The organism is Sulfuritalea sp. (assembly GCF_017302275.1).
Taxonomy (GTDB): domain Bacteria; phylum Pseudomonadota; class Gammaproteobacteria; order Burkholderiales; family Rhodocyclaceae; genus Sulfuritalea.
The window spans coordinates 120,224-140,178 of sequence record NZ_JAFLDR010000003.1; the positions used below are offsets into that span (position 1 = coordinate 120,224).

15 protein-coding genes are annotated in these 19,955 nt (G+C 64.9%); 2 read left to right on the plus strand and 13 right to left on the minus strand.

Going from position 1 to position 19,955, the window contains the following annotated elements; translation table 11 throughout:
- Positions 1-80 precede the first annotated feature (80 nt).
- Positions 81-764 (plus strand): DUF433 domain-containing protein, encoded by a 684-nt coding sequence (locus J0M27_RS02795; protein WP_294987229.1) that lies wholly within the window; start codon positions 81-83, stop codon positions 762-764.
- On the plus strand, positions 754-1,152 hold the full coding sequence (locus tag J0M27_RS02800; RefSeq protein WP_294987231.1) for a hypothetical protein: 399 nt from the start codon (positions 754-756) through the stop codon (positions 1,150-1,152). The genes J0M27_RS02795 and J0M27_RS02800 overlap by 11 nt, the downstream gene beginning before the upstream one ends.
- A gap of 76 nt (positions 1,153-1,228) precedes the next feature.
- Here J0M27_RS02800 and J0M27_RS02805 read toward each other — a convergent pair whose 3' ends face one another.
- From J0M27_RS02805 to fmt, 13 genes are all read right to left on the minus strand, one after another.
- Positions 1,229-1,351, minus strand: coding sequence for a hypothetical protein (locus J0M27_RS02805; protein ID WP_294987233.1), 123 nt, complete (start codon positions 1,349-1,351; stop codon positions 1,229-1,231).
- Positions 1,352-1,540: 189 nt separating this feature from the next.
- Positions 1,541-4,450, minus strand: a complete 2,910-nt coding sequence (locus J0M27_RS02810) for a DNA methyltransferase (RefSeq protein WP_294987235.1) — start codon at positions 4,448-4,450, stop codon at positions 1,541-1,543.
- A 43-nt stretch (positions 4,451-4,493) separates the two neighbouring features.
- Positions 4,494-6,518, minus strand: coding sequence for a primosomal protein N' (locus J0M27_RS02815; RefSeq protein ID WP_294987237.1), 2,025 nt, complete (start codon positions 6,516-6,518; stop codon positions 4,494-4,496).
- 384 nt (positions 6,519-6,902) lie between these two features.
- A complete protein-coding gene (gene hemE, locus J0M27_RS02820) occupies positions 6,903-8,009 on the minus strand; it encodes a uroporphyrinogen decarboxylase (protein ID WP_294987239.1) in 1,107 nt (368 codons plus the stop codon).
- Between the two features lie 37 nt (positions 8,010-8,046).
- Positions 8,047-9,501: a potassium transporter TrkG gene (locus J0M27_RS02825; protein ID WP_294987241.1), complete on the minus strand. Its 1,455-nt coding sequence runs from the start codon at positions 9,499-9,501 to the stop codon at positions 8,047-8,049.
- A gap of 4 nt (positions 9,502-9,505) precedes the next feature.
- Entirely contained in the window at positions 9,506-10,960 is a 1,455-nt protein-coding gene (locus J0M27_RS02830) for a potassium transporter TrkG (RefSeq protein ID WP_294987243.1), read from the minus strand.
- A gap of 17 nt (positions 10,961-10,977) precedes the next feature.
- The gene (trkA, locus tag J0M27_RS02835; RefSeq protein WP_294987245.1) at positions 10,978-12,408 is read right to left on the minus strand and encodes a Trk system potassium transporter TrkA; all 1,431 of its coding nucleotides are present in this window, start codon (positions 12,406-12,408) and stop codon (positions 10,978-10,980) included.
- A gap of 239 nt (positions 12,409-12,647) precedes the next feature.
- Positions 12,648-13,883, minus strand: coding sequence for a response regulator (locus J0M27_RS02840; RefSeq protein ID WP_294987246.1), 1,236 nt, complete (start codon positions 13,881-13,883; stop codon positions 12,648-12,650).
- A gap of 95 nt (positions 13,884-13,978) precedes the next feature.
- Complete coding sequence (locus J0M27_RS02845; RefSeq protein ID WP_294987248.1) at positions 13,979-16,090, minus strand: ATP-binding protein; 2,112 nt, start codon at positions 16,088-16,090, stop codon at positions 13,979-13,981.
- Positions 16,087-16,626 (minus strand): DUF4390 domain-containing protein, encoded by a 540-nt coding sequence (locus J0M27_RS02850; protein WP_294987250.1) that lies wholly within the window; start codon positions 16,624-16,626, stop codon positions 16,087-16,089. Before J0M27_RS02850 ends, J0M27_RS02845 begins: the two co-directional genes overlap by 4 nt.
- Positions 16,627-16,633: 7 nt before the next feature.
- The gene (gene rsmB / locus J0M27_RS02855; RefSeq protein ID WP_294987252.1) at positions 16,634-17,902 is read right to left on the minus strand and encodes a 16S rRNA (cytosine(967)-C(5))-methyltransferase RsmB; all 1,269 of its coding nucleotides are present in this window, start codon (positions 17,900-17,902) and stop codon (positions 16,634-16,636) included.
- Positions 17,903-18,023: 121 nt separating this feature from the next.
- Positions 18,024-18,695: an FxDxF family PEP-CTERM protein gene (locus tag J0M27_RS02860; protein WP_294987254.1), complete on the minus strand. Its 672-nt coding sequence runs from the start codon at positions 18,693-18,695 to the stop codon at positions 18,024-18,026.
- 214 nt (positions 18,696-18,909) lie between these two features.
- Positions 18,910-19,827, minus strand: coding sequence for a methionyl-tRNA formyltransferase (gene fmt / locus J0M27_RS02865; protein WP_294987256.1), 918 nt, complete (start codon positions 19,825-19,827; stop codon positions 18,910-18,912).
- Between the last annotated feature and the right edge of the window lie 128 nt (positions 19,828-19,955).

The window sequence follows — 19,955 nt, forward strand, 5'->3', positions numbered from 1 at the left end:
CGTTTGGTTGCATCCCCACCTGCTTATGATCCACAATTCGCATTGCTCCTGTCGCCTTTTCAGAAGGAATCCCGATCTTCATGCATGACAATCCCGCCTACACGGCAAGCGAAGCAGCTCGAATTCTTGGGCTGCCAGTAGCAACGCTCAAGGCTTGGAGCTTTGGGCAGGTAAATCGCACACCCGCTGGCGAGCTTCGTAAATTTCACGCGGTCATTCGTCCGGCCGATGCCAAGCGCCGTCTGCTTTCGTTCGCGAACCTGTGTGAATTGCACGTCCTGTCGGCAATTCGGCGCCAGCACAAGGTGTCCCTGCCCAAGGTCCGCGCCAGCGTAGAGTACGTGCGGGAGAAACTTGGTTCCGACCGCCCTCTGCTTGACCGCGATTTCAAGACGAACGGTGTCGACTTGTTTGTTCGGCACGCATCGAAATTGTTGAACGTGACGAAGCAGGGCCAGGAGGCACTGCGAGGTGATTTTGAACTAGCCTTGGCGCGTATCGAACGCGACGGTCGGGGCGCCCCCATTCGCTTGTTCCCATTCAGCCGCAGTTCCCAGACCGAAAGGAACCAGCCAAGAACGGTGGTGATTGATCCGCACCTTGCATTTGGTCGTCCCGTGATTTCCCAGATAGCGGTTCCTACCGCGATCATCATCGACAGATTCCGTGCCGGCGACTCCATGGCCGAGATGGCTGGCGACTATGGCGTCCGCGAAGAGGATATCGAAGAAGCGCTCCGCTTCGAGCAACGGCTTGCAGCCTAATCCGGCTACGCCGAGGCTTTTTATCGACCGCTGTGCCTGGAGCCGTCGACTTGGCGATGCACTGAAGCAGGCAAATATTCCATTTGTAGCCCACCACGACAAATTTGCGCCCGCCTGCCCCGATACGGAATGGCTGGCGGTCGCCGGCCGCGAGGGCTGGATAGTACTGACCAGAGATCAAGCCATACGGCGCAAGGCGAATGAATTGCAGGCGTTTCGCGATGCCAAGCTGATCGTATTTGCACTCGCTTCCGGCAACGCCACCGCCGAAGATACGGCCAAGCTGGTGATCCAACTCTACCCCAGGATTCTGAGCAAGGCGGCAGCGACGACACCGCCCGCAATGTTCTCGGTCACTCTTGCGGGCGGCATCAACCCGGTACGGTAGAACCTTTTCGCCGTATCGCCAGCGCCGACTTTTCGTTGCGGCGCGCAGCGGCAAGATCGGTTGGCCCGAAAGTCATTCAGGCACGGCGAAGACCGAGCACTTCAGGGCTATGGTCGAGGATTCGATCATCGCCGATGGTATAGAAGGATGCGAGGGCTTGCGGTGAAATCGTCACTTCGAGGTCGTCGTGGCGCAGCACGAAGTCCGTGAATTCCCCCCCCCGTCGCGACAGATGCGAAAGAAGGTGTTGCCATCAATATCCCTGTGCAGGCAGCCAGCCACGCCAGCGGCAGACTCTTCCTCGGCGACGGAGTTGCCGTACCGATAACGCGACTGAACGGTCTTGGAATTCAAATCGCTCTCCCTGGGTGCTGCGGTAATCCTGCGGTTATTGAGTGTCGGCATCCCCGAGGCTGGTGAGTCGCTGATACAGCGCGAACAGGAACGCAACGCGCTCGCGGTCACCGCCCCACTTTCCCTTGAAACCCAGTCCCTTTGCATCGGCGGAGTAGGCAGCATCGACGGCACGGTCGAGAGCCTGATGGGCCTTCACCAGCGCCGGGGGCATCAGGTCGGGATCGTAGAGCGTTGCCAGCGTCGTCGCTGCATCACGCTTGAATTCGGCCGCGCGGGCATCGAGCACGGCTTGCGCGGCGGCTTCGAGATCGGTGGATTGTTTTTCCGTTGCCGCGGTGGGCCAAGAGAAGTTGTTATAGACGATCTGGGCGGAGTACTGGTAGTCGCTCTTCATCCGACCACAAACCGCTCGCATCCACGCCATGTGCATTGTCGAAGACAAAACACCGAAATGCCAAAGCGTGGCATCAGGCATGACGAGAGCACTGCCGCTGGCAACCACACCCGGCGACAGAATGCCGAGCGGCATGTACGTGCGGCGTTCCGACGACACCTTGGGGATCAGCAGGTATGACCGGGTGGGTTGTCGAATTTCGCCAAAGAGTGAGGGTGTCGCCGCCAGATTGCGTGTCGCCGGACGTCCGCTACCCAAGCGGAATTCGCGCACCCGCTTCACTCGCTCGGCGATGAAACGAATCGCGCCAATATCCGTGGCCGGTGCATCCGCAAGCCAAAGGCAATACCGGCGCATGTCGTTAAGGAACTCATCCCCGCCCATCAGCGGACGAACGTAGCGTTCTGCCTGAGGTGCCTCCGCAAGCAGTTCGTTCCGTTCGTCGGGCGACAGAATCAAATGGCCGTCGTCAATGGCCATGCTGCCGTAGTTGATGCCTCGAACGGCCGAAACCGGCGAAGTGCGCTTGCTGATGACGATTTCCGTCGCGTCCACGAGATAGGGGTTAATGCACGTCACTTTGACTTCGTGCGGCGGGCCGTCCACGGTGTCGTATTCGAAAAGTCGGCGCTGGCGGGACGGCGAAGTACCGAAGCCGACAATCACGCAATGCACCGCGGCCTTGCCCGGCGCCTCGTTCATCCACTGGAATGTGCGATGCGCGAACTGAATGTGCAGCCCCTGATTCAGCAGCCAGCCCCAGAGCACGCCGACCTGTTCGCCCTGGGTGATGCTGTTGGTCGAGACGAAGGCGCAGCGCACTGCCCGGCGCGACTTGACCTCGACCTCGGCGGCATCGAGAAACATGTCGTGCATGACCTTTTCGCCTTTGCCGAAACGCACGTCCTTGAACTTCTTCTTTCCCGGAGCGGCGCGTTCGATGATCTGGCTAAACGGGTTGATGTCGGCCGTGAGATAGCGCGCTGCCTTGACATACCAGCCGGCGACGAAGTCCAGCACGCCTGCGCCGTGAATACCTGTCGTAACCCCTTCCAAGTCAGCCTTCTGTTCCAGCGTTCGCTCTTTCTTTCCCACGAAGGGCGGATTGCCGAGGATGTAATTGAGCCGCGTCGGCGGCACGAAGCTGGCCCAATCGAGTTGCAAGGCATTGCCGTGGCGGATGTGCGCGCTCTTCACCAGCGGAATGCGCAGAATGGGTTCGCCGAAGACTTCGCTGGCCTCGATGTTCATCTGGTGGTCGGTGAGCCACATGGCGACCTGGGCGACCTGCGCCGGAAATTCCTCGATTTCGATGCCGTAGAACTGGTCGACGTCGACCGTGATGGCCTGGAAGACGTTGCCCCAGCGCTGGCCCAGCTTTTCGGCGGCGCGCAGCACTTCGATTTCGAGGCGGCGCAGTTCGCGGTAGCTGATGACGAGAAAATTGCCGCAGCCGCAGGCGGGGTCAAGAAACGCGAGTCGCGAAAGCTTTTTTTGGAATTCGAACAACTGATTCTTGTTGGTCTTGACCCGTTCAAACTCGATCCACAGTTCATCGAGAAACAGCGGACCGATCAATTTGAGGATGTTGGCTTCGGAGGTGTAGTGCGCGCCGAGCTGGCGGCGGCGATCGCGCGCGTCGAGTTCGATCACGGCCTGGAACATGGCGCCGAAAATGGCCGGCGAGATCGCGCCCCAGTTCATTGAGCAGAGATCGGTGAGCAGGCCACGCATTTCCCGATTGAAGACGGGCGGATCGAGGCGCTCTTCGAACAGGCGACCGTTCACATAGGGGAATGCGGTGAAGATATCGGGCAGGGATTTCTGGCGCTTCTCGTATGGCGTGTTGAGCACGACGAACAGGCGGTGCAGTTCGTCGCCGAGGTCGGAACCATCCTCGGCAGTGTGGTTTTCGATCAGATCCTGCAGCGCGTCCTTGGGCTGGAAGATGCCCGTGTCGTCAGCGAACAGGCAAAACAGCAGGCGCACCAGAAAGACTTCGAGTACGTGCCCCTCGTAACCGTCGCGCTTGAGCAGGTCGTGCAGATCGCCCATCTTCTGCACCGCTTCGACGTTGATCGGGTCCTGCTCGCGAACCTTTTGGCGGCGATAGCCGGCGATGAAACCGAAGAGGTGGATCTTGCGCGGGAATTCCTTGAGCGTCAGTTCATGGCGGGTGTGGTCTTCCAAGTCGTAAAGCACGAAGCGCGCAAAATCGGACACCACGACATAGCGCGGCAATTCCTTGTCGTTCAGTCCTTCAAAGTAGTCCGCCGCCTGCTGAAAGGCGGCATCGAGGTCGGCGCCCGCGCTCTTGTGTTCGGCCAGAAGCAAGCCCGGCCAGAATACGTCGATGCGCCCCAAGCCGGCATGCTTAAGGCGCGAAACCGTTTTTTCATAGACGGCCACGCGGCGACGCTGCACTCCAAACACGGCGAAGAACTCGTTCCAAAAGGTTTGCGCCTCGGCCCGTTCGGAGGTGGCGTCCGCCCAATCCTTGGCGAAACGTTGTGCGTTGGCGCGTATGTCGGACCAGAGCAGCGGCATGATGGGGCGGCGTGGCTATGAAGGTCGCATCATAGCCGAGAGTTCAGAACTCCAGCGGGTCGACATCCAGGTGCCAGCGCAGGCCGGCAGGCATCTTCAGGGCGTAGAGCTTTTCCATCCAGGCGGCGAGGAAGGCCTGCAGCGCCGGGCGGCTCGTCGATTCGACCAGCAGTTGCCCGCGTTCCAGCGTCATCAGGCGCTGCATGCGCATCGGTACCGGATCGTAGAGCGTGATTCCGTTGGCGAACCCGGCGGCAGCGTCGCGCGCGGCGGCAAGAAAGGCCAGCGCCTGTTCCATGGCACGCGCCTCTGCGCGCAGCATGGCCTGGAAGCTGAAGGGCGGAAAGCCGGCGATGCGGCGCTCCTCGAGCTGGTTGCGGGCGAAACGGTCGTAGTCGTGGTCGATCAGTGCCTGGTACAGCGGATGATCGGGATACTCGGTCTGGATCAGCACTTCGCCGGGCAACGCGGCGCGCCCGCTGCGGCCGCCGACCTGCATCATCTGCGCAAACAGCCGTTCCGGCGCGCGGAAGTCGGCAGCAAACAGGGCGGCATCGGCGCCGACTGCGCCGACCAGGGTGAGCATCGGGAAATCATGGCCCTTGGCCAGCATCTGGGTGCCGACCAGGATGTCGGCGCCACCGGCATGTATGGTCGCCAGCAGCGCCTGCCATTTCTTCGGCGTGCTCGCCGAGTCGCGGTCGATGCGCAGCACGCGGGCCTCCGGAAAGCGCTCGGCGAGCATGGCTTCGAGGCGCTGCGTGCCGCGCCCGAAGGCCATCAGGTCGACGTTGCCGCAATCGGGGCAGGCGCGCGGCACGCGCGCCTCGAAGCCGCAGTGGTGGCAGCGCAGCCGCTGGTCGGCCAGATGCAGCACGAGGTTTGCCGCGCAGCGCTGGCAGCGCGAGACCCAGCCGCAGGGCGGGCAGGCCATCACCGGCGCATAGCCGCGCCGGTTGAGGAAGACCAGGCTTTGCTCGCCGCGCTCAAGACGCTTTTGCAGGCCGCCGAGCAGCGCGGCGGAAAGACCTTCCTGCAACTTCTCGCGCCGGGTATCGACGATGCGCACCAGCGGCATCGATTCGGCCACGGCGCGCTCGGGCAATTCCAGCATGACATAGCGCCCCGTGCCGGCATGATGGAAGGTTTCCAGCGACGGGGTCGCCGAACCGAGGACCATGGGGATGTCCAGTTGGTGGGCGCGCCAGATCGCGACATCGCGCGCCGAATAGCGCAGGCCTTCCTGCTGCTTGAACGAGGCATCGTGTTCCTCGTCGACCACGATCAGGCGCAGGCGTGGCATCGGCATGAAAATCGAAAGCCGGGTACCGAGCACGATGTCGGCCCGCCCGCCGAGCGCATCGAGAAAGCCGCGCGCGCGCGCCGCATCGGCCATGCCGCTGTTGGCGCAGACTACGTGCGCGGTCGGAAAACGCGCGGCGACGCGGCCTTCGAGTTGCGGCGTCAGCGCGATCTCGGGCACCAGCATCAGGGCCTGGCCACCACGCCGCAGTACCGCGTCGATGGCGCGCAGGTACACCTCTGTCTTGCCGCTGCCGGTGACGCCGTGGAGCAGGAAGCAGGTGAACCCGCGGGCTCCGACAATCGCCTCGACGGCCGCCGCCTGCGCGGCCAGCAGTGGCGGAAGCGCAACTGCGGAAGTTATGTCCCTGGCGCCTGCGCCTGGGACGGTATCCCTTGAGGGCGGCGCCGGCGCCACGGCAGCGACCTTTGGCATGCGCGGCAGTTTGCCGCGTCGCAACATGGGAGGCAGCGCAAATGAGGTGACTTCACCGAGCGGCGTCTGGTAGTAGCGCGCGCAGAATTCGCAAAGTTCTCGCCAGTCAGCCGGCAGCGCAGGCATGTCGCGCAGGATGGCGATCACCGTCTTCAGTTTTGCATCGGGCTGTTCGCTCGCCTGCGTCAGCGAAATGATGACCCCGATACGCGAAGCCGTGCCGAATGGGACCGTGACCCGCCGCCCGATATCACTTTCGTCAGAGTCCGGCGCAAGGTAGTCGAACAGCTTTGGCAGGGGCAGATCGAGGGCGACTCGAACGATGTTCATGCCGGTTCAGTTGCTTGCCCGTCAATGCTCGACAAAGCATCGAAACTCGCCTTCAACACCTTGCTGCAAAAGGCAAAAGTCCTTACCCACAAAATCTGTGGATAACTTTGTGAATAAGGGTCGCACGGAAGCCCTAAGTAGCCGTGCGGCAAGGCGATTGTCACCTCTGTGCAATATTTGAACAATTTTATATCGTTCAAAAACAACAGGTTGAACATAAGCACTGGAATGTCCCCGGAATTCTGCGGCAACTACGGGGCATTGCGGATTTCTGTGAATAAGTCAATGCCTGAAGCACTTTTGTACCCACTTCGGCAAGCCTTGTCCGGTGGCCCTTTTCGCGGGGTCAGGCGGCCAAAACCGCGCCGCCCTTGGCTTCCCAAATCAGCCCCGCGCGGAACCGCGCCGGCTGTGACTGTGCACGGTGTCAACCAGAATCTTCACGCTGTCGGGCGGCGTGAATTGTGAAATTCCGTGGCCGAGGTTGAAGACATGCCCACCCGCTTTTCGGGCATCGGCCGGGTCCGCGGCATAGCTGTCGAGAACGCGCCTAGCCTCGGCGGCCACCTTGTCCGGCGCGGCGAACAATGCCATGGGATCGAGGTTGCCTTGCAGCGCAACACGGTTGCCGACCCGGCGCCGCGCTTCGCCCAGGTCGCTGGTCCAGTCGAGGCCGACGGCATCGCAGCCGATGTCGGCGATGGCCTCGATCCACTGCCCGCCGCCCTTGGTAAACACGATGCAGGGCACGCGCTCGCCGTCATGGCTGCGCTTGAGGCCGGCGACGATGCGCCGCATGTAGTCGAGGGAAAACACCCTGTAGGCCGCGTGCGAAAGTGCCCCGCCCCAGGAATCGAAAATCATCACGGCCTGCGCGCCCGATTCGATCTGGGCATTGAGGTAGTCCGTCACCGCCCGTGCAGTCACTGCCAGGATGTGGTGCATCAGGTCCGGCCGATCATAGAGCATGCTCTTCACCGCACGGTAATCGGTGGCCGCGCCGGAGCCGCCCTCGACCATGTAGCAGGCCAGGGTCCAGGGGCTGCCGGAGAATCCGATCAGGGGCACGGAACCGTGCAAGGCGCGGCGGATCTCCGCCACGGCGTCCATCACGTAGCGCAAATGTACGTTGGGATCGGGCGCGGTCAGGTCGCGGATCGCCCATTCCTCGCGCAGCGGCCTCTCGAACTTCGGCCCTTCGCCCTCGGCGAAGTAGAGGCCGAGGCCCATCGCATCGGGCACGGTGAGGATGTCGGAAAACAGGATCGCCGCGTCAAGCTCGAAACGCGCCAGCGGCTGCAAGGTGACTTCGCAGGCCAGTTGCGGGTTCTTGCACAATTGCAGGAAGCTGCCGGCACGACGCCGCGTTTCGTTATATTCGGGTAGGTAGCGCCCGGCCTGGCGCATCAGCCAGACCGGCGTGTATTCGACGGGCTCGCGCAGCAACGCACGCAGAAAAGTGTCGTTCTTGGGGCGGGCGTTGGGCGACATGGCGACTATCCGGCAGGGCGAAAGCCGAATTATCGCACTAGCGACGCCAGAAGGCCGGCGCCAGCACCACCAGCAGGGTGAAGATCTCCAGCCGGCCGAGCAGCATGGCAAAGCTGCAGACCCAGGTCTGGAAGTCGGTCAGTACCTCGAAGGTCGTCGTGGGCCCGACCTGGTTCAGGCCCGGGCCGGTGTTGTTCACCGTGGCCACCACGGCGGTGAACGCGGTCAGGATGTCGAGCCCCGACAAGGTCATCAGCAGGGTCAGCGAAACGAGGATGCACATGTAGGCGAAGCCGAAGGCCAGCACTGCGGTGAGGATGTCCTGCGGCACCGCTCCGCCACCGACGCGCACCGGCCACACGGCTCTTGGATGCATCGCGCGTAGCAGTTCGCGATACACCTGCTTGTAAAGGATGATGGCGCGCATCATCTTGATGCCGCCGCCGGTGGAACCGGCGCTGGTGGCAAAGCTGCACAGGAACAGCATCCACAGCGGGGCAAAAATCGGCCAGGTGTTGTAGTCGACACTGGCGAAACCCGTGGTAGTGGCGATCGACACCACGTTGAACAACGCATGGCGCAGCGCCGTGGAAAATTCGGGGTAGACACCCTGCCAGTGCAGATAGACGGCGATCCCCAGCACGCTGGCCAGCGTCACGCCGAGAAAGTAGCGCGCCTCCGGATCGTTGGCATAGGGCAGCAGGCTGCGGCCGCGCGCGGCAAGGAATAGTGTCGCGAAATTCATGCCGGCGATCAGCATGAAGACCACCGTGATGCCCTCGATCAGCGGCGAATTCCAGTGGCCGAAGCTGGCGTCATGACTGGAAAAGCCACCGAGGCCCATGGTGGTGAAGGAGTGCATCACGGCGTCGAACCAGCTCATGCCGGCCCAGCGGAAGGCCAGGATGCAAAGCAGGGTCACGACGCCATACACCACCCACAGGCCCTTGGCAGTCTCCGCCATGCGCGGCGTCAGGTTGGAGTCCTTCATCGGCCCCGGCGTCTCTGCCTTGAACATCTGCCGGCCGCCGATGCCGAGCAGCGGCAGTACCGCCACGGCGAGCACGATCAGGCCCATGCCGCCCAGCCAGACCAGCATGCCGCGCCAGAGGTTGATCGAGGGCGGCAGCGTGTCCAGCCCAGAGATCACCGTCGCCCCGGTGGTGGTCAGTCCGGACATGGCCTCGAAGTAGGCGTCGGTGAAGGTCAAGTGCAGTTGCAGGATCAAGGGCAGGCAGGCGAACACCGGCAGCAGGGTCCAGATCACCACCACCAGCAGGAAGCCGTCGCGCACCTTGAGGTCTTCCTTGTGCCGGCGCGCCGACCACCACAGTCCGATGCCGACGGCGAAGCTCAGCAGCGCCGCCTCGTCGTAGGCAGTCTCGGCGCCGTCTTGCACGAAATGCGAGAACAGCAGGGGAACCAGCATGGTCAGCGAGAAGCAGGCCAGCAGCACGCCGAAGACGCGGATTACCGGGTAGTACGGAGACATCGCCTCAGCGCCGCCAGAAGGCCGGCGTCAGCACCACCAGCAGGGTGAATATCTCCAGCCGGCCTAACAGCATGGCGAAGCTGCAGACCCAGGTCTGGAAATCGCTCAGCACGCCGAAGTTGGATGTCGGACCGACCAGGTTAAGCCCCGGACCGGTGTTGTTGATGGTCGCCACCACGGCCGAGAATCCGGTCAGGATGTCCAGCCCGCTGGCGGACATCAGCAGCGTCAGGCTGACGATGCTGACCATGTAGATGAAGCCGAAGGCCATCACCGCGGCGATGATCTGCGGCGTCACCGGTGCGCCGGCGATGCGCGCCGGATAAACCGCGCGCGGGTGCATGGCCAGCACCAGCTCGCGGTAGACCTGCTTGTAGAGGATCATCGCGCGGATCATCTTGATGCCGCCGCCGGTGGAGCCGGAACAGGCCGCGAAACTGCCGAGGAACAGCATCCAGAGCTGGGCGAACATCGGCCACTGGCCGTAGTCCGTGGTCGCCAGGCCGAGCGAGGTGGACAGCGAGACGACGTGGAAGGCCACGTAGCGCAGCGCCGTCATGAGGTCGGCAAAGACGTCGAGGTAGATCAGATAGGCGCTCAGCGCCAGGGTACTGAGCGCCAGCACGCCGAGGAAATAGGGGAGCTCGGGGTCGCGCCGGTAGGGCGCGAAGCTGTGGCCGGCGAAGGCCATGTAGTGGGTGGCGTAGTTGATGCCGGAGATCAGCGCGAAGCTGATCGCCACCATCTCGATCTCCAGGCTCTCGTAGTGGGCAAGGCTGGCGTCGCGGGTCGAGAAGCCGCCCAGGCCCATGGTGCTGAAGGCGTGCATCAGCGCATCCCAGCCCCCCATGCCGGCATGCCAATAGGCCAGAGTACAGAGCACGGTGAACAGGAAATACACCTTCCACAGACCCTTGGCGGTTTCGGCGATGCGCGGCGTCAGGCCGGATTCCTTCATCGGCCCCGGCGTCTCCGCCTTGAACATCTGCCGGCCGCCGATGCCCAGCAGAGGCAGGATGGCGACCGCCAGCACCACCACGCCCATGCCGCCGATCCAATGCATGAAGGTGCGCCAGAAATTGATCGACAGCGGCATATGATCGAGCCCGGTGAGCACCGTCGCCCCGGTGGCGGTGAGCCCCGACATGGCCTCGAAGTAGGCATCGGTGAAAGAGATGTTCAGTTGCAGTATCAGCGGCAGCGCCGCGAACACCGGCAGCAGGGTCCAGATCACCACCACCAGCAGGAAGCCGTCGCGCACCTTGAGTTCGCGCTTCTCGCGGCGCGCGGTGAAATACAGCCCCGCACCCGTCGCCAGCGTCAGCAGGAAGGCCTCGTCGAAGGCGGAATGCGCGCCGTCGCCGAGGTACCACGACAAGCCCATGGGCACCGCCAGGCACAGCGCGAAACCCATCAGCAGGGCGCCGAAGACGCGAACCAGGGGATAGAAGCGGTTCATCTCCGGTCAGGCGCGACTCAGAGGAACTGGAAGCCAACCTGGAACAGCTTTTCGACCTGCGGCACTTCCCGCTTGCGCACGCAGAAGACGACGACGTGGTCGTTCTCCTCGATCACCGTGTCGTGGTGGGGAATGATCACCCTGGCGCGCTTCTCGTCGATCAGGAATCCCTCCTTCTGCACCACGGCGAGTTCGCCGGTATCGCGCACGATGGCGGCGATGTGCGCGCCCTTGATCACCGGCAGCTCATCGATGCGGCGTCCGACCACCTTGCTGCTGTGGCGATCCCCGTGCACCACCAGCTCCAGGGCTTCGGCGGCGCCGCGGCGCAGGCTGTGCACCCGCGCCACGTCACCGCGCCGGCAGTAGGTCAGTAGCGAACCGATCGAGATCTGGGCCGGCGACAGGCCGATGTCGATCGGGCCGCCCTGCACCATGTCGGCGTAGGCGCGGCGATTGATCAGCGCCAGAACCCGCTTGCAGCCCAGCCGCTTGGCCAGCGAGGCGGCCATGATGTTGTCTTCGTCGTCGTTGGTCAGGGCGAGGAACATGTCCATCTCGTCGATGTTCTCCTGCGCCAGGACGTTCTCGTCGGTGGCCTCGCCCTGCAGCACGAGGCTGCGTTGCAGCTTCGTCGCCACGTGCTCGGCACGGCCCGGATTGCGCTCGATCACCTTGACTTCGTGTGCGCCTTCCAGCGCCAATGCGACGCGGGCGCCGATGTTGCCGCCGCCGGCGATCATGACGCGGCGGACCGGTTTCAGCATGCGCCGCAGCTCGCCCATGACGGCGCGGATGTGCTCCCTCGCCGCCAGGACGAAAACCTCGTCACCGGCCTCGATGGTGGTGTTGCCCTCGGGATCCACCGACTGGTGCTCGCGGAAGATCGCGGCGATGCGGGCATCGATCGCGGATGGCAGATGCTCGCGCATGGCCTTGATCGGCTTGCCGACCAGCAGGCCACCTTCGTAGGCGCGCACACAGACCAGGGTCACGCGGCCGTCGGCGAACTCCAGCACCTGCAGCGCCTCGGGGAAATCGATCAGGCGCGCGATGTAGTCGGTGATCTCCTGTTCCGGACAGATCGCGTGGGTGACGCCGAAATGCTCGTCGTCGAGCAGGCTCTTGTCATCCAGGTAGTCGGCCGAGCGCAGCCGCGCGATGCGGGTGGTGACGTTGAACACGCTGCGCGCGATCTTGCAGGCCACCAGGTTGGTGGCATCCGACTGGGTCACCGCCACCAGCATGTCGGCATCATCGATGCCGGCGCTCTTCAGCACCGAGGGCAGCGCGCCGTTGCCGACCAGGGTACGCACGTCGAGGCGGTCGGCCAAGTCTCCCAGCGCCTCGCGGCTCTGGTCCACGATGGTGATGTCGTTGGCTTCCGAGGAGAGCGCCTCGGCCACCGATGCGCCGACCTGGCCGGCGCCGAGGATGATGATTCTCATGGCTAAGTCGTAATCCTGGGCAACGATGCTGCACTGCTGATGATGAAACGAAGTAAAGGCGAATTGAACGCCCGCCCCTCCCATTCGCTACACGATCCACGGCGGGCTTTGCACAGCCCGCCGGCTGCGGCGGCGCAGCGCATGCGCTGCGCAACCCCGCCTCGCCCCCTCGCGGGGAGGCTACTAATGTGCTCGCTGCGCTCGAACGTCACCGGTGCCTCCGATCAGGTATTTTCAAGTTATCTGAGCCCCAGGTCTTTCAGCTTGCGATACAGGTGCGTACGCTCCAGGCCGGTCTTTTCCGCCAGACGCGTCATGTTGCCGCCATCCTTGGCGAGGTGGTGCTCGAAGTACATGCGTTCGAAGGCTTCGCGCGCCTCGCGCAAGGGCAGGTCGATGACTTCCGGCGCAAGCCCGACAGGGCCCACGTCGGGCTCGCCGGCGGGCGCCAACAACTGCAGCGTTTCCTCTTCGCCGATTTCCTCGCCCAGGCTGGCCAGCGCCAGCGACTTGACCGCCGCCTTGAGCTCGCCGTAACCGCCGTCCCAGGCGTGCTGCCGCAGCGCGTTGAGCGCCGCGCTTGAAAACCGCCGCAGCGGAATCTCGTCGCTCTCCATCAACTGTGTCAGCAGATGGGCGGCGATATCGGGTACTTCATCCTTCAGTTCGCCCAGGCTGGGCACACCCAGCCCGGTCTCGAACAGCCGCTGCAAACCACCTTCGTCCCAGCCCAGTGCCAGCAGTTCGGAGCTGCTATGGGTAGTGGCGGCGACCAGTCGCAAGCTGTAGCGGTCCAGGCGCTCGGCGGCAAACAGGAGGTTCTTTTGCTGCAGGCGCGTCAGGCGCGCCAGTTCCTCGCACCACAGCACGCCGCCGCTGGCACGCTGCAGCATTTCGACGCTGAGTGGATTGGAGTCGTGCGCCAGGTCGATCCAGGGCTTGCCGGCAACCTGCGCGGTGCGCGCCACCAGTTCGACGATACTGCCCGGCGCCGCGCGCAGCATCAGCAGCGGGCTGCGTGCGAGCACTTGATCCAGCCGGCGTTTGAGGTCGCGCAGCGGGCCGGGACGGGCGAAGGCGCCCAGCGAGAGGCCGCCGCCACCGTGCCGGGCGCCGCGCTCGAGCGCCTTCTTCACGGCGGCCAGCAGCTTCTGCATGCCGATAGGCTTTTCCAGGAAATCCAGCGCCCCGATCCGCGTCGCTTCCACCGCGGTTTCGATGGTGGCGTGGCCGGACATCATCACCACCGGCATGTTGAGCTGTCCGTTGCCGCCCCACTCCTTCAGCAGCGTGATGCCATCGGTATCCGGCATCCAGATGTCGAGCAGGACCATGTCGGGGCGCCCGGCTTCGCGCGCGGTGCGGGCTTCGGCCGCATTCTCCGCGAGCTGGACATCGTGGCCCTCGTCGCTCAGGATCTCCGACAGCAGCTCGCGGATCCCGACTTCATCATCTACCACCAGAATTTTCGACATCTTTCCCGACTCCCCTGCCCCCTCAAAGGACATCAACCAGTGCGGCGTGATTCGCCGCCGTGCCGTCCTGCATCTGCCTTGCGAACCAGGATTCCCTATCCCTGGTTCGCCAGCGGCAACCATATGCTTACTTCTCCGCCCTGCTCGTTGGCCAGGCGTATCTCGCCACCATGGTCGTCCACGATCTTCTTGACGATCGCCAGACCCAGCCCGGTCCCCTTCGACTTGGTCGTGACATAGGGCTCGAAGGCGCGCGACAGGATCTGCGGCGGAAACCCGGGCCCGTTGTCCCTGACGGTGAGCCGGATTCGTCCGGCATCCCGCGCCGTCGCGATGGTGATCCGCCCCGCGTCCACATCGACCAGCGCATCCTGCGCGTTGGTCAGCACATTATGCAGTACCTGTCGCAACTGGTTGGCATCGGCCATGACGGGCGGCAACGGCCCGGGAGTCGGCGCCGGCTCCACGGCGATCGAAGCGCGCGAGTTCTCATAGAGGCCCAGCACCTCGTTCAGCAAGGCCCGCAGCTCGACCGGGGCGAGCTGCGGCAGCGGTGTCCGCGCATAGTCGCGGAAGTCATTGACCATGTTCTTCATCGCCTCGACCTGGCTGACGATGGTCTGCGTGGCACGATCGAGCAGTTCCCGCGAGGCGCCCGTGAGCTGATCGGCCAGCTTGATCTGCAGGCGTTCCGCGGACAGCTGTATCGGCGTCAGCGGGTTCTTGATCTCGTGGGCCAGGCGCTGCGCGACCTCGCCCCAGGCGGCCGAACGCTGCGCCGCAATCAGCCTGGTGATGTCGTCGAAAACCACCACGTAACCGCCTCCGCCGGTCGCCGGCAAGGCCGTGCCACGCACCAGCAGCGCCTGCGGCATGCTGTCCGGGCGCGCCAGTTCGAGCTGCTCCTGCCACTCGTCGCCACGGCGCGCGAAGCCTTCCAGGATCGCACCGGCCAGCGTTTCGTGGCGCGGCCAGTCCTGCAAGCGAATCTGCTCGAAGCCCGCCAGGTCGTGGCCGAGGATGGCCTGCGCGCCGCGGTTGGCCGCGCGCAGGCGAAAGCGCAGGTCGAAGGCCAGCACGCCCGCCGACAGGTTGGCCAGCACCGATTCCAGATAGGCTTGCGCCGCCTCGGTTTCGGCGCGATGGTGGTCAGCCTGGGCGCGCGCCTCGCTCAACTGGTGGGTCATGCTGTTGAAGGAATGGGTCAGCACGCCGAGTTCGTCGGATGCCTCCACCGTGGCACGCGGCGCAAAGTCGCCGGCTGCTACCGCCTGGGTGCCTTCGGCGAGAATCAGCAGCGGCCGTGCCAGTCGTTCGGCGAGGAAAAAAGCCAGCGCGATCGCGGCAAACAGCGCGAGCAGCAAGGACAGGGTCAGGGTCAGGGTGTAAATGCGCTTGAGGCCGGCGCGGCCCAACTGCAGTTCCTGGTAATCGCGATGGGCCGCTTCGACGCTCTCCGCGCTCTTGATGATCGAGGACGGCACCATCAGCGTCAATTGCAGGATCCTCGGATCGGCGGTGAAGCCGCTTTCGGCAACCGGGACCAGTGCCCGCACCAGCAGGCCGCCGCCGTCGGCGTCACCGGTCAGCGCCATGCCGCGCCCGCTGCGCGCCTGGCGCAACTGGCCTGGCGCCGGTAGCGATGGCAACAGGCTGCCCATGTCGGCCGAACTGCTGGCCAGCACTTGGCCGGATAGCGTGAGCAGGGTCGCGCTCTGCGCCCCCGCCTGTTCGCGCAAGCGATTCAGCCGGCTCGGGCTGACCAGCACCGCTTCGCCGAGTTCGAGGGCCACGTCGCGCGCCTTTGCCAGCAGGTCGGCCTGCAGCGTATCGAGTACGCTGCGGCCTAGGTTGAGGCCGCCTTCGAGCGCGGCGTCGACCCGCACGTCGAACCAGGAATCGATGCTTTTCACGGCGAACTGCATCGAGACGCCGTACACCAGCGCGCCCGGCAGCACCGCCATCAGCGAGAGCATCAGCAGCAGGCGCGACTTGAGGCGCGAGCCGAACACGCCGGCGCGAAAATCGCGCCGCAGCCGCCGCAACTGGAGCCCGACCAGGACCACCAGGGCCACGGCGGCAACGCCGTTGATCGCCAACAGCCATGGGTAGTGCTCGGCGAACAGTGCGGTATTGGCCGACGCCGACGCCAGCAGGAACAGCAGGATCGCGCCCAGCGCGGCGATGACCGCCAGGGCGACCTTCACTGCACCGCCGCCGGAACGACGAACTGCCAGCGCAGCACTTTGGCTTCCACCTGCAGTTCGCGGTCGGTAATGGCATCGACCTGGAAGGGCTTGGGCAACTGGCTGCGGTCAAGCGCCAGGCGCACCGCCGCCTCGTACGATTCGCCGGCCTTGATCTGGTCCCGGTCGACCACCGGCAGCGCGGCAATTCGGCCGACCACGCGCATCGCCTCGGCCAGGCTGCCGAAATTCTGATGCAGGTTGCCGGTGGTCAGGCGGTACTGGCGCGTCAGGCCGCTGTAGGCCAGGCGATAGGTCAGGCTGCGCGTCGCGATGTGCTCATTGACCCAATACTTGCGGCTGCGCTCGAGCACGAATTCGAGGTTGAAATACAGCGGCACGCCGCGCGCCACGGCATCCTCCAGGCGGTTGCCAAGCTCGATCGCGAACTCGGCGGACAGCGTGTAGGCGTCATCGCCGGGGGTCAGCGCCGCGCGTTTCGGCTCAATGCTGCCGGCATGGACGGCAAAGGCCGCCAGCAGCAGCAGTGCAAGCAAACCGGCTTCAAGCCTTTTGCAGCAGCGCGTAATAAAAGCCGTCATGTTCGGCGTCGGGCAGTAGTTGCAGTTGTGCGTCGCGGGTTGCCGGCGGCTGCCGGGCATCGGCGTGGCGGGCGAGGAAGGATTCGACTTGCCGGGCATTCTCCTCGTGGAACACGGAGCAGGTTGCATAGACCATTTTGCCACCAGGGGCGAGAGTTCGCCACAGGGCATCGATGATCTCGCGTTGCGTCGCGGCGAAAGAAGCAATGTCGGCTTCGCGCCGCAGCCATTTTGCATCAGGATGGCGACGCACCACGCCGGAGGCGGAGCACGGCACGTCGGCAAGGATGCGGTCGAAGGCGCGGCCGTCCCACCAGGTGTCGGGGGAGCGGGCATCGGCCACCCTGACTTCCGCCGTCAGGCCGAGCCGCGCCAGGTTTTCTGCAATGCGCGCCACGCGCGCGGTATCCGCGTCGAGCGCGGTCAGCCGGACGTCCTCGATCTCCAGCAGATGAGCCGCCTTGCCCCCGGGTGCGGCGCAGGCGTCGAGCACGCGCATCCCGTCGCGCGCGTCGAGCAGGGCCGCGGCGGCCTGCGCGCCGTGGTCCTGCACCGAACACAATCCCGCGGCAAAGCCCGGGATGCGCTCCACCGGGACCGGTTTCTCGACCAGGATCGCGCAGTCGTCCAGCACGCGCGCCGCGATGCCGGCGACGGCGAGTTGATTGGAAAAGTCGGCGCTGGTGGCACGGCGCCGATTGACGCGCAGGCACAGCGGCGGATGGCTGTTGCCGGCGGCGAGGATGCTTTCCCAGCGCGCCGGATGGTCTTGTTGCAGGCGCGCGATCCACCATGCCGGATGTCGCCAGCGCGCCACCGGATCGGCCTCCGCCTGCGCCAGCAGGTCGGCGCGCCGGCGCAGGAAATTGCGCAGCACGCCATTGACCAGGCCCTTGTACCGGCCCCGCGCAATGCGCGTCGCAGCCGTCACGGCCTGGTCCACCGTGGTGTGGCCGTCATCCGGCCGCGCTTCTAGGCGCGCCAGAGCCACCAGCAGCAGGCCGCGCGCCGACGCGTCCTTGAGCGGGCGCTGGAGCAGTCGGCCGAGCAGGTAGTCGCCACGCCCGAAGGCACGCAGGGTCGTATAGGCCAGGTCCATGGTGGCGGCGCGAACCGGCCCCACAAGGCCGGCGCGCGCCAGCCCGGTATCGAAGTTGCGTCCGGCAATCACCGCGGCGACCAGGCCGGCGGCAGCGTGCAGGGTCTCGGCGAGCGGGGGCAGAAGTTGCATCGGCGGAGTGTATCCCAGCGCAATTCATGCCCCGCGCTGGATTGCGGCGAGGCCGCAGATCGGCTCGCGCAAAACACGACAGGGGCCGCAGCCCCTGTCGTGGTAGTGCCTTGGTGCGGGATCAGGCCGCGGCGTGCTGCTGCCTCCGGCGCCTTGCGGCAAAACCCAGCAGGCCCAGCCCGGCGAGCATCATGGCGTAGGTTTCGGGTTCGGGGACCGGCGCGATGTTCCCGCCGATGGAGAAGTTCACGTTATCGATGCCGACGTTGTAGGCCGTGCTGTACCAGTCGATCCAGACACCGTTGGCCGAGGAGACCGAAGGTGCAAAGGAATTGTGGGTCGTCGCGCCGATGCCGATCGCGCCATCGTAGCTGAACAGGTTCGGACCGCCACCCATGGCGGTGACGCGGATGTGGGTGTTGCGCGTCGCGTCGGGCCACGCACCGAAATCCATGCTGTTGAGCGTCACCGCCTGCCCGTTGAGCGACTTGATTTCGATGCGGCCGTGCGACTGCCCGTCGCCGTCGCCGCCATTAGCAAAGGCCACGTCGACCAGGTCGTTGTAGTCGGTACTCCACCAAAGCAGGGAATTGCCGGGATGCAGTACGTCGATGTAGCTGACGTCGACGATGCCGGCGACGTCGCCATAGGACTGCTGTATCTGCTGCCAGTCGACGCAACTGTTTGCCGCGCAGGTCGCCGCGCCGGCGAAGGTCAGGGTGTAGTCGGCCGCTTGAGCGGTACCGGCCAGCGCCAGGCAGAGCGCCACGGCCATCGATGTCTTCTTCATCATGATTGATCTCCCGCAATGCTCGCTGCGACGGGCCGGATCGCAACGCGCGACCTGCCAGACCCGGCGCTGCCGACTCTAGGAAAATGCAGCGCGCTTCGCAATAGTCCGAACGGATCAATCGCCGTTGCGCGCCGATTGCGGCAAGGATGTCCTGGCAAGTCGGCGCCGGCGACACGGCGGCAGGACGGAACTCGTGGCCGGGCGTCGAAGCCGCTCAGTCGGGTCGCAGTCGGCTGCCGCTAAGAAAGTCGGCGCTGGCGACACGGCGGCCGCCAGGTTTTTGCAGCTCGGTGAGGCGCAAGGCACCCTCGCCGCAGGCCACTACAATGCCTTCGGCATCGGCGGCGAGCACCTGCCCGGGGCGCCCGCCACCGGCGACGGCGTCGGCGCGCCAGGCCTTGACCGGTTCGCCGGCCAGGCTCACCACCGCCCCCGGAAAGGGATTGAAGGCGCGTACCTTGCGCGCCAGGACCGCTGCCGGCTGGCTCCAGTCGAGCTGCGCCTCGGCCTTGGCTATCTTTGCCGCATAGGTGACGCCATCCGCCGGTTGCACCACGGGGGCGAGTTGGTCGAAGCGCGCCAATGCCTCGACCACGAGTTCGCCTCCCAGTGCGGCGAGGCGATCGTGCAGGCTGCCGGTGGTGTCTTGCGGCTCGATGTCGAGGGCGCGCGCCAGCAGCATCGGCCCGGTGTCGAGTCCGGCTTCCATGCGCATGATGGTGATGCCGGTATGGGCATCGCCTGCCTCGATGGCGCGATGGATGGGCGCGGCGCCACGCCAGCGCGGCAGCAGCGACGCATGGATGTTGATGCAGCCGCGGCGCGGCAAGCCGAGCACGGCCTGCGGCAGGATCAGCCCATAGGCGGCGACCACCATCAGTTCGGCGCTGCGTTCGACGCAGGCGGCGCGTATCGGTTCGTGTGCCGCCGGATCCTTCAGGCGCTCGGGCTGGAACACGGGAATGCCGTGCGCCAGCGCCACCTTCTTGACCGCCGAGGCCTGCAGCACCATGCCGCGCCCGGCGGGGCGATCAGGCTGGGTCAGCACCAGCGCCACCTCGTGCCCGGCGGCCAGCAGCGCTTGCAGTGCCGTCGCGGCAAACTCTGGCGTGCCGGCGAAGATGATTTTCATTTACCGTGAAACTCCTTGTACGGAGCTCCTTGTGATGAACGCGCGCAGCGCGCCGATTGATAACCCCCCGCGAGGGGGGAAGGGGGGCGGGAGACCAATTCGCCTTTCGCGTGTTTCAATTTCTGCAG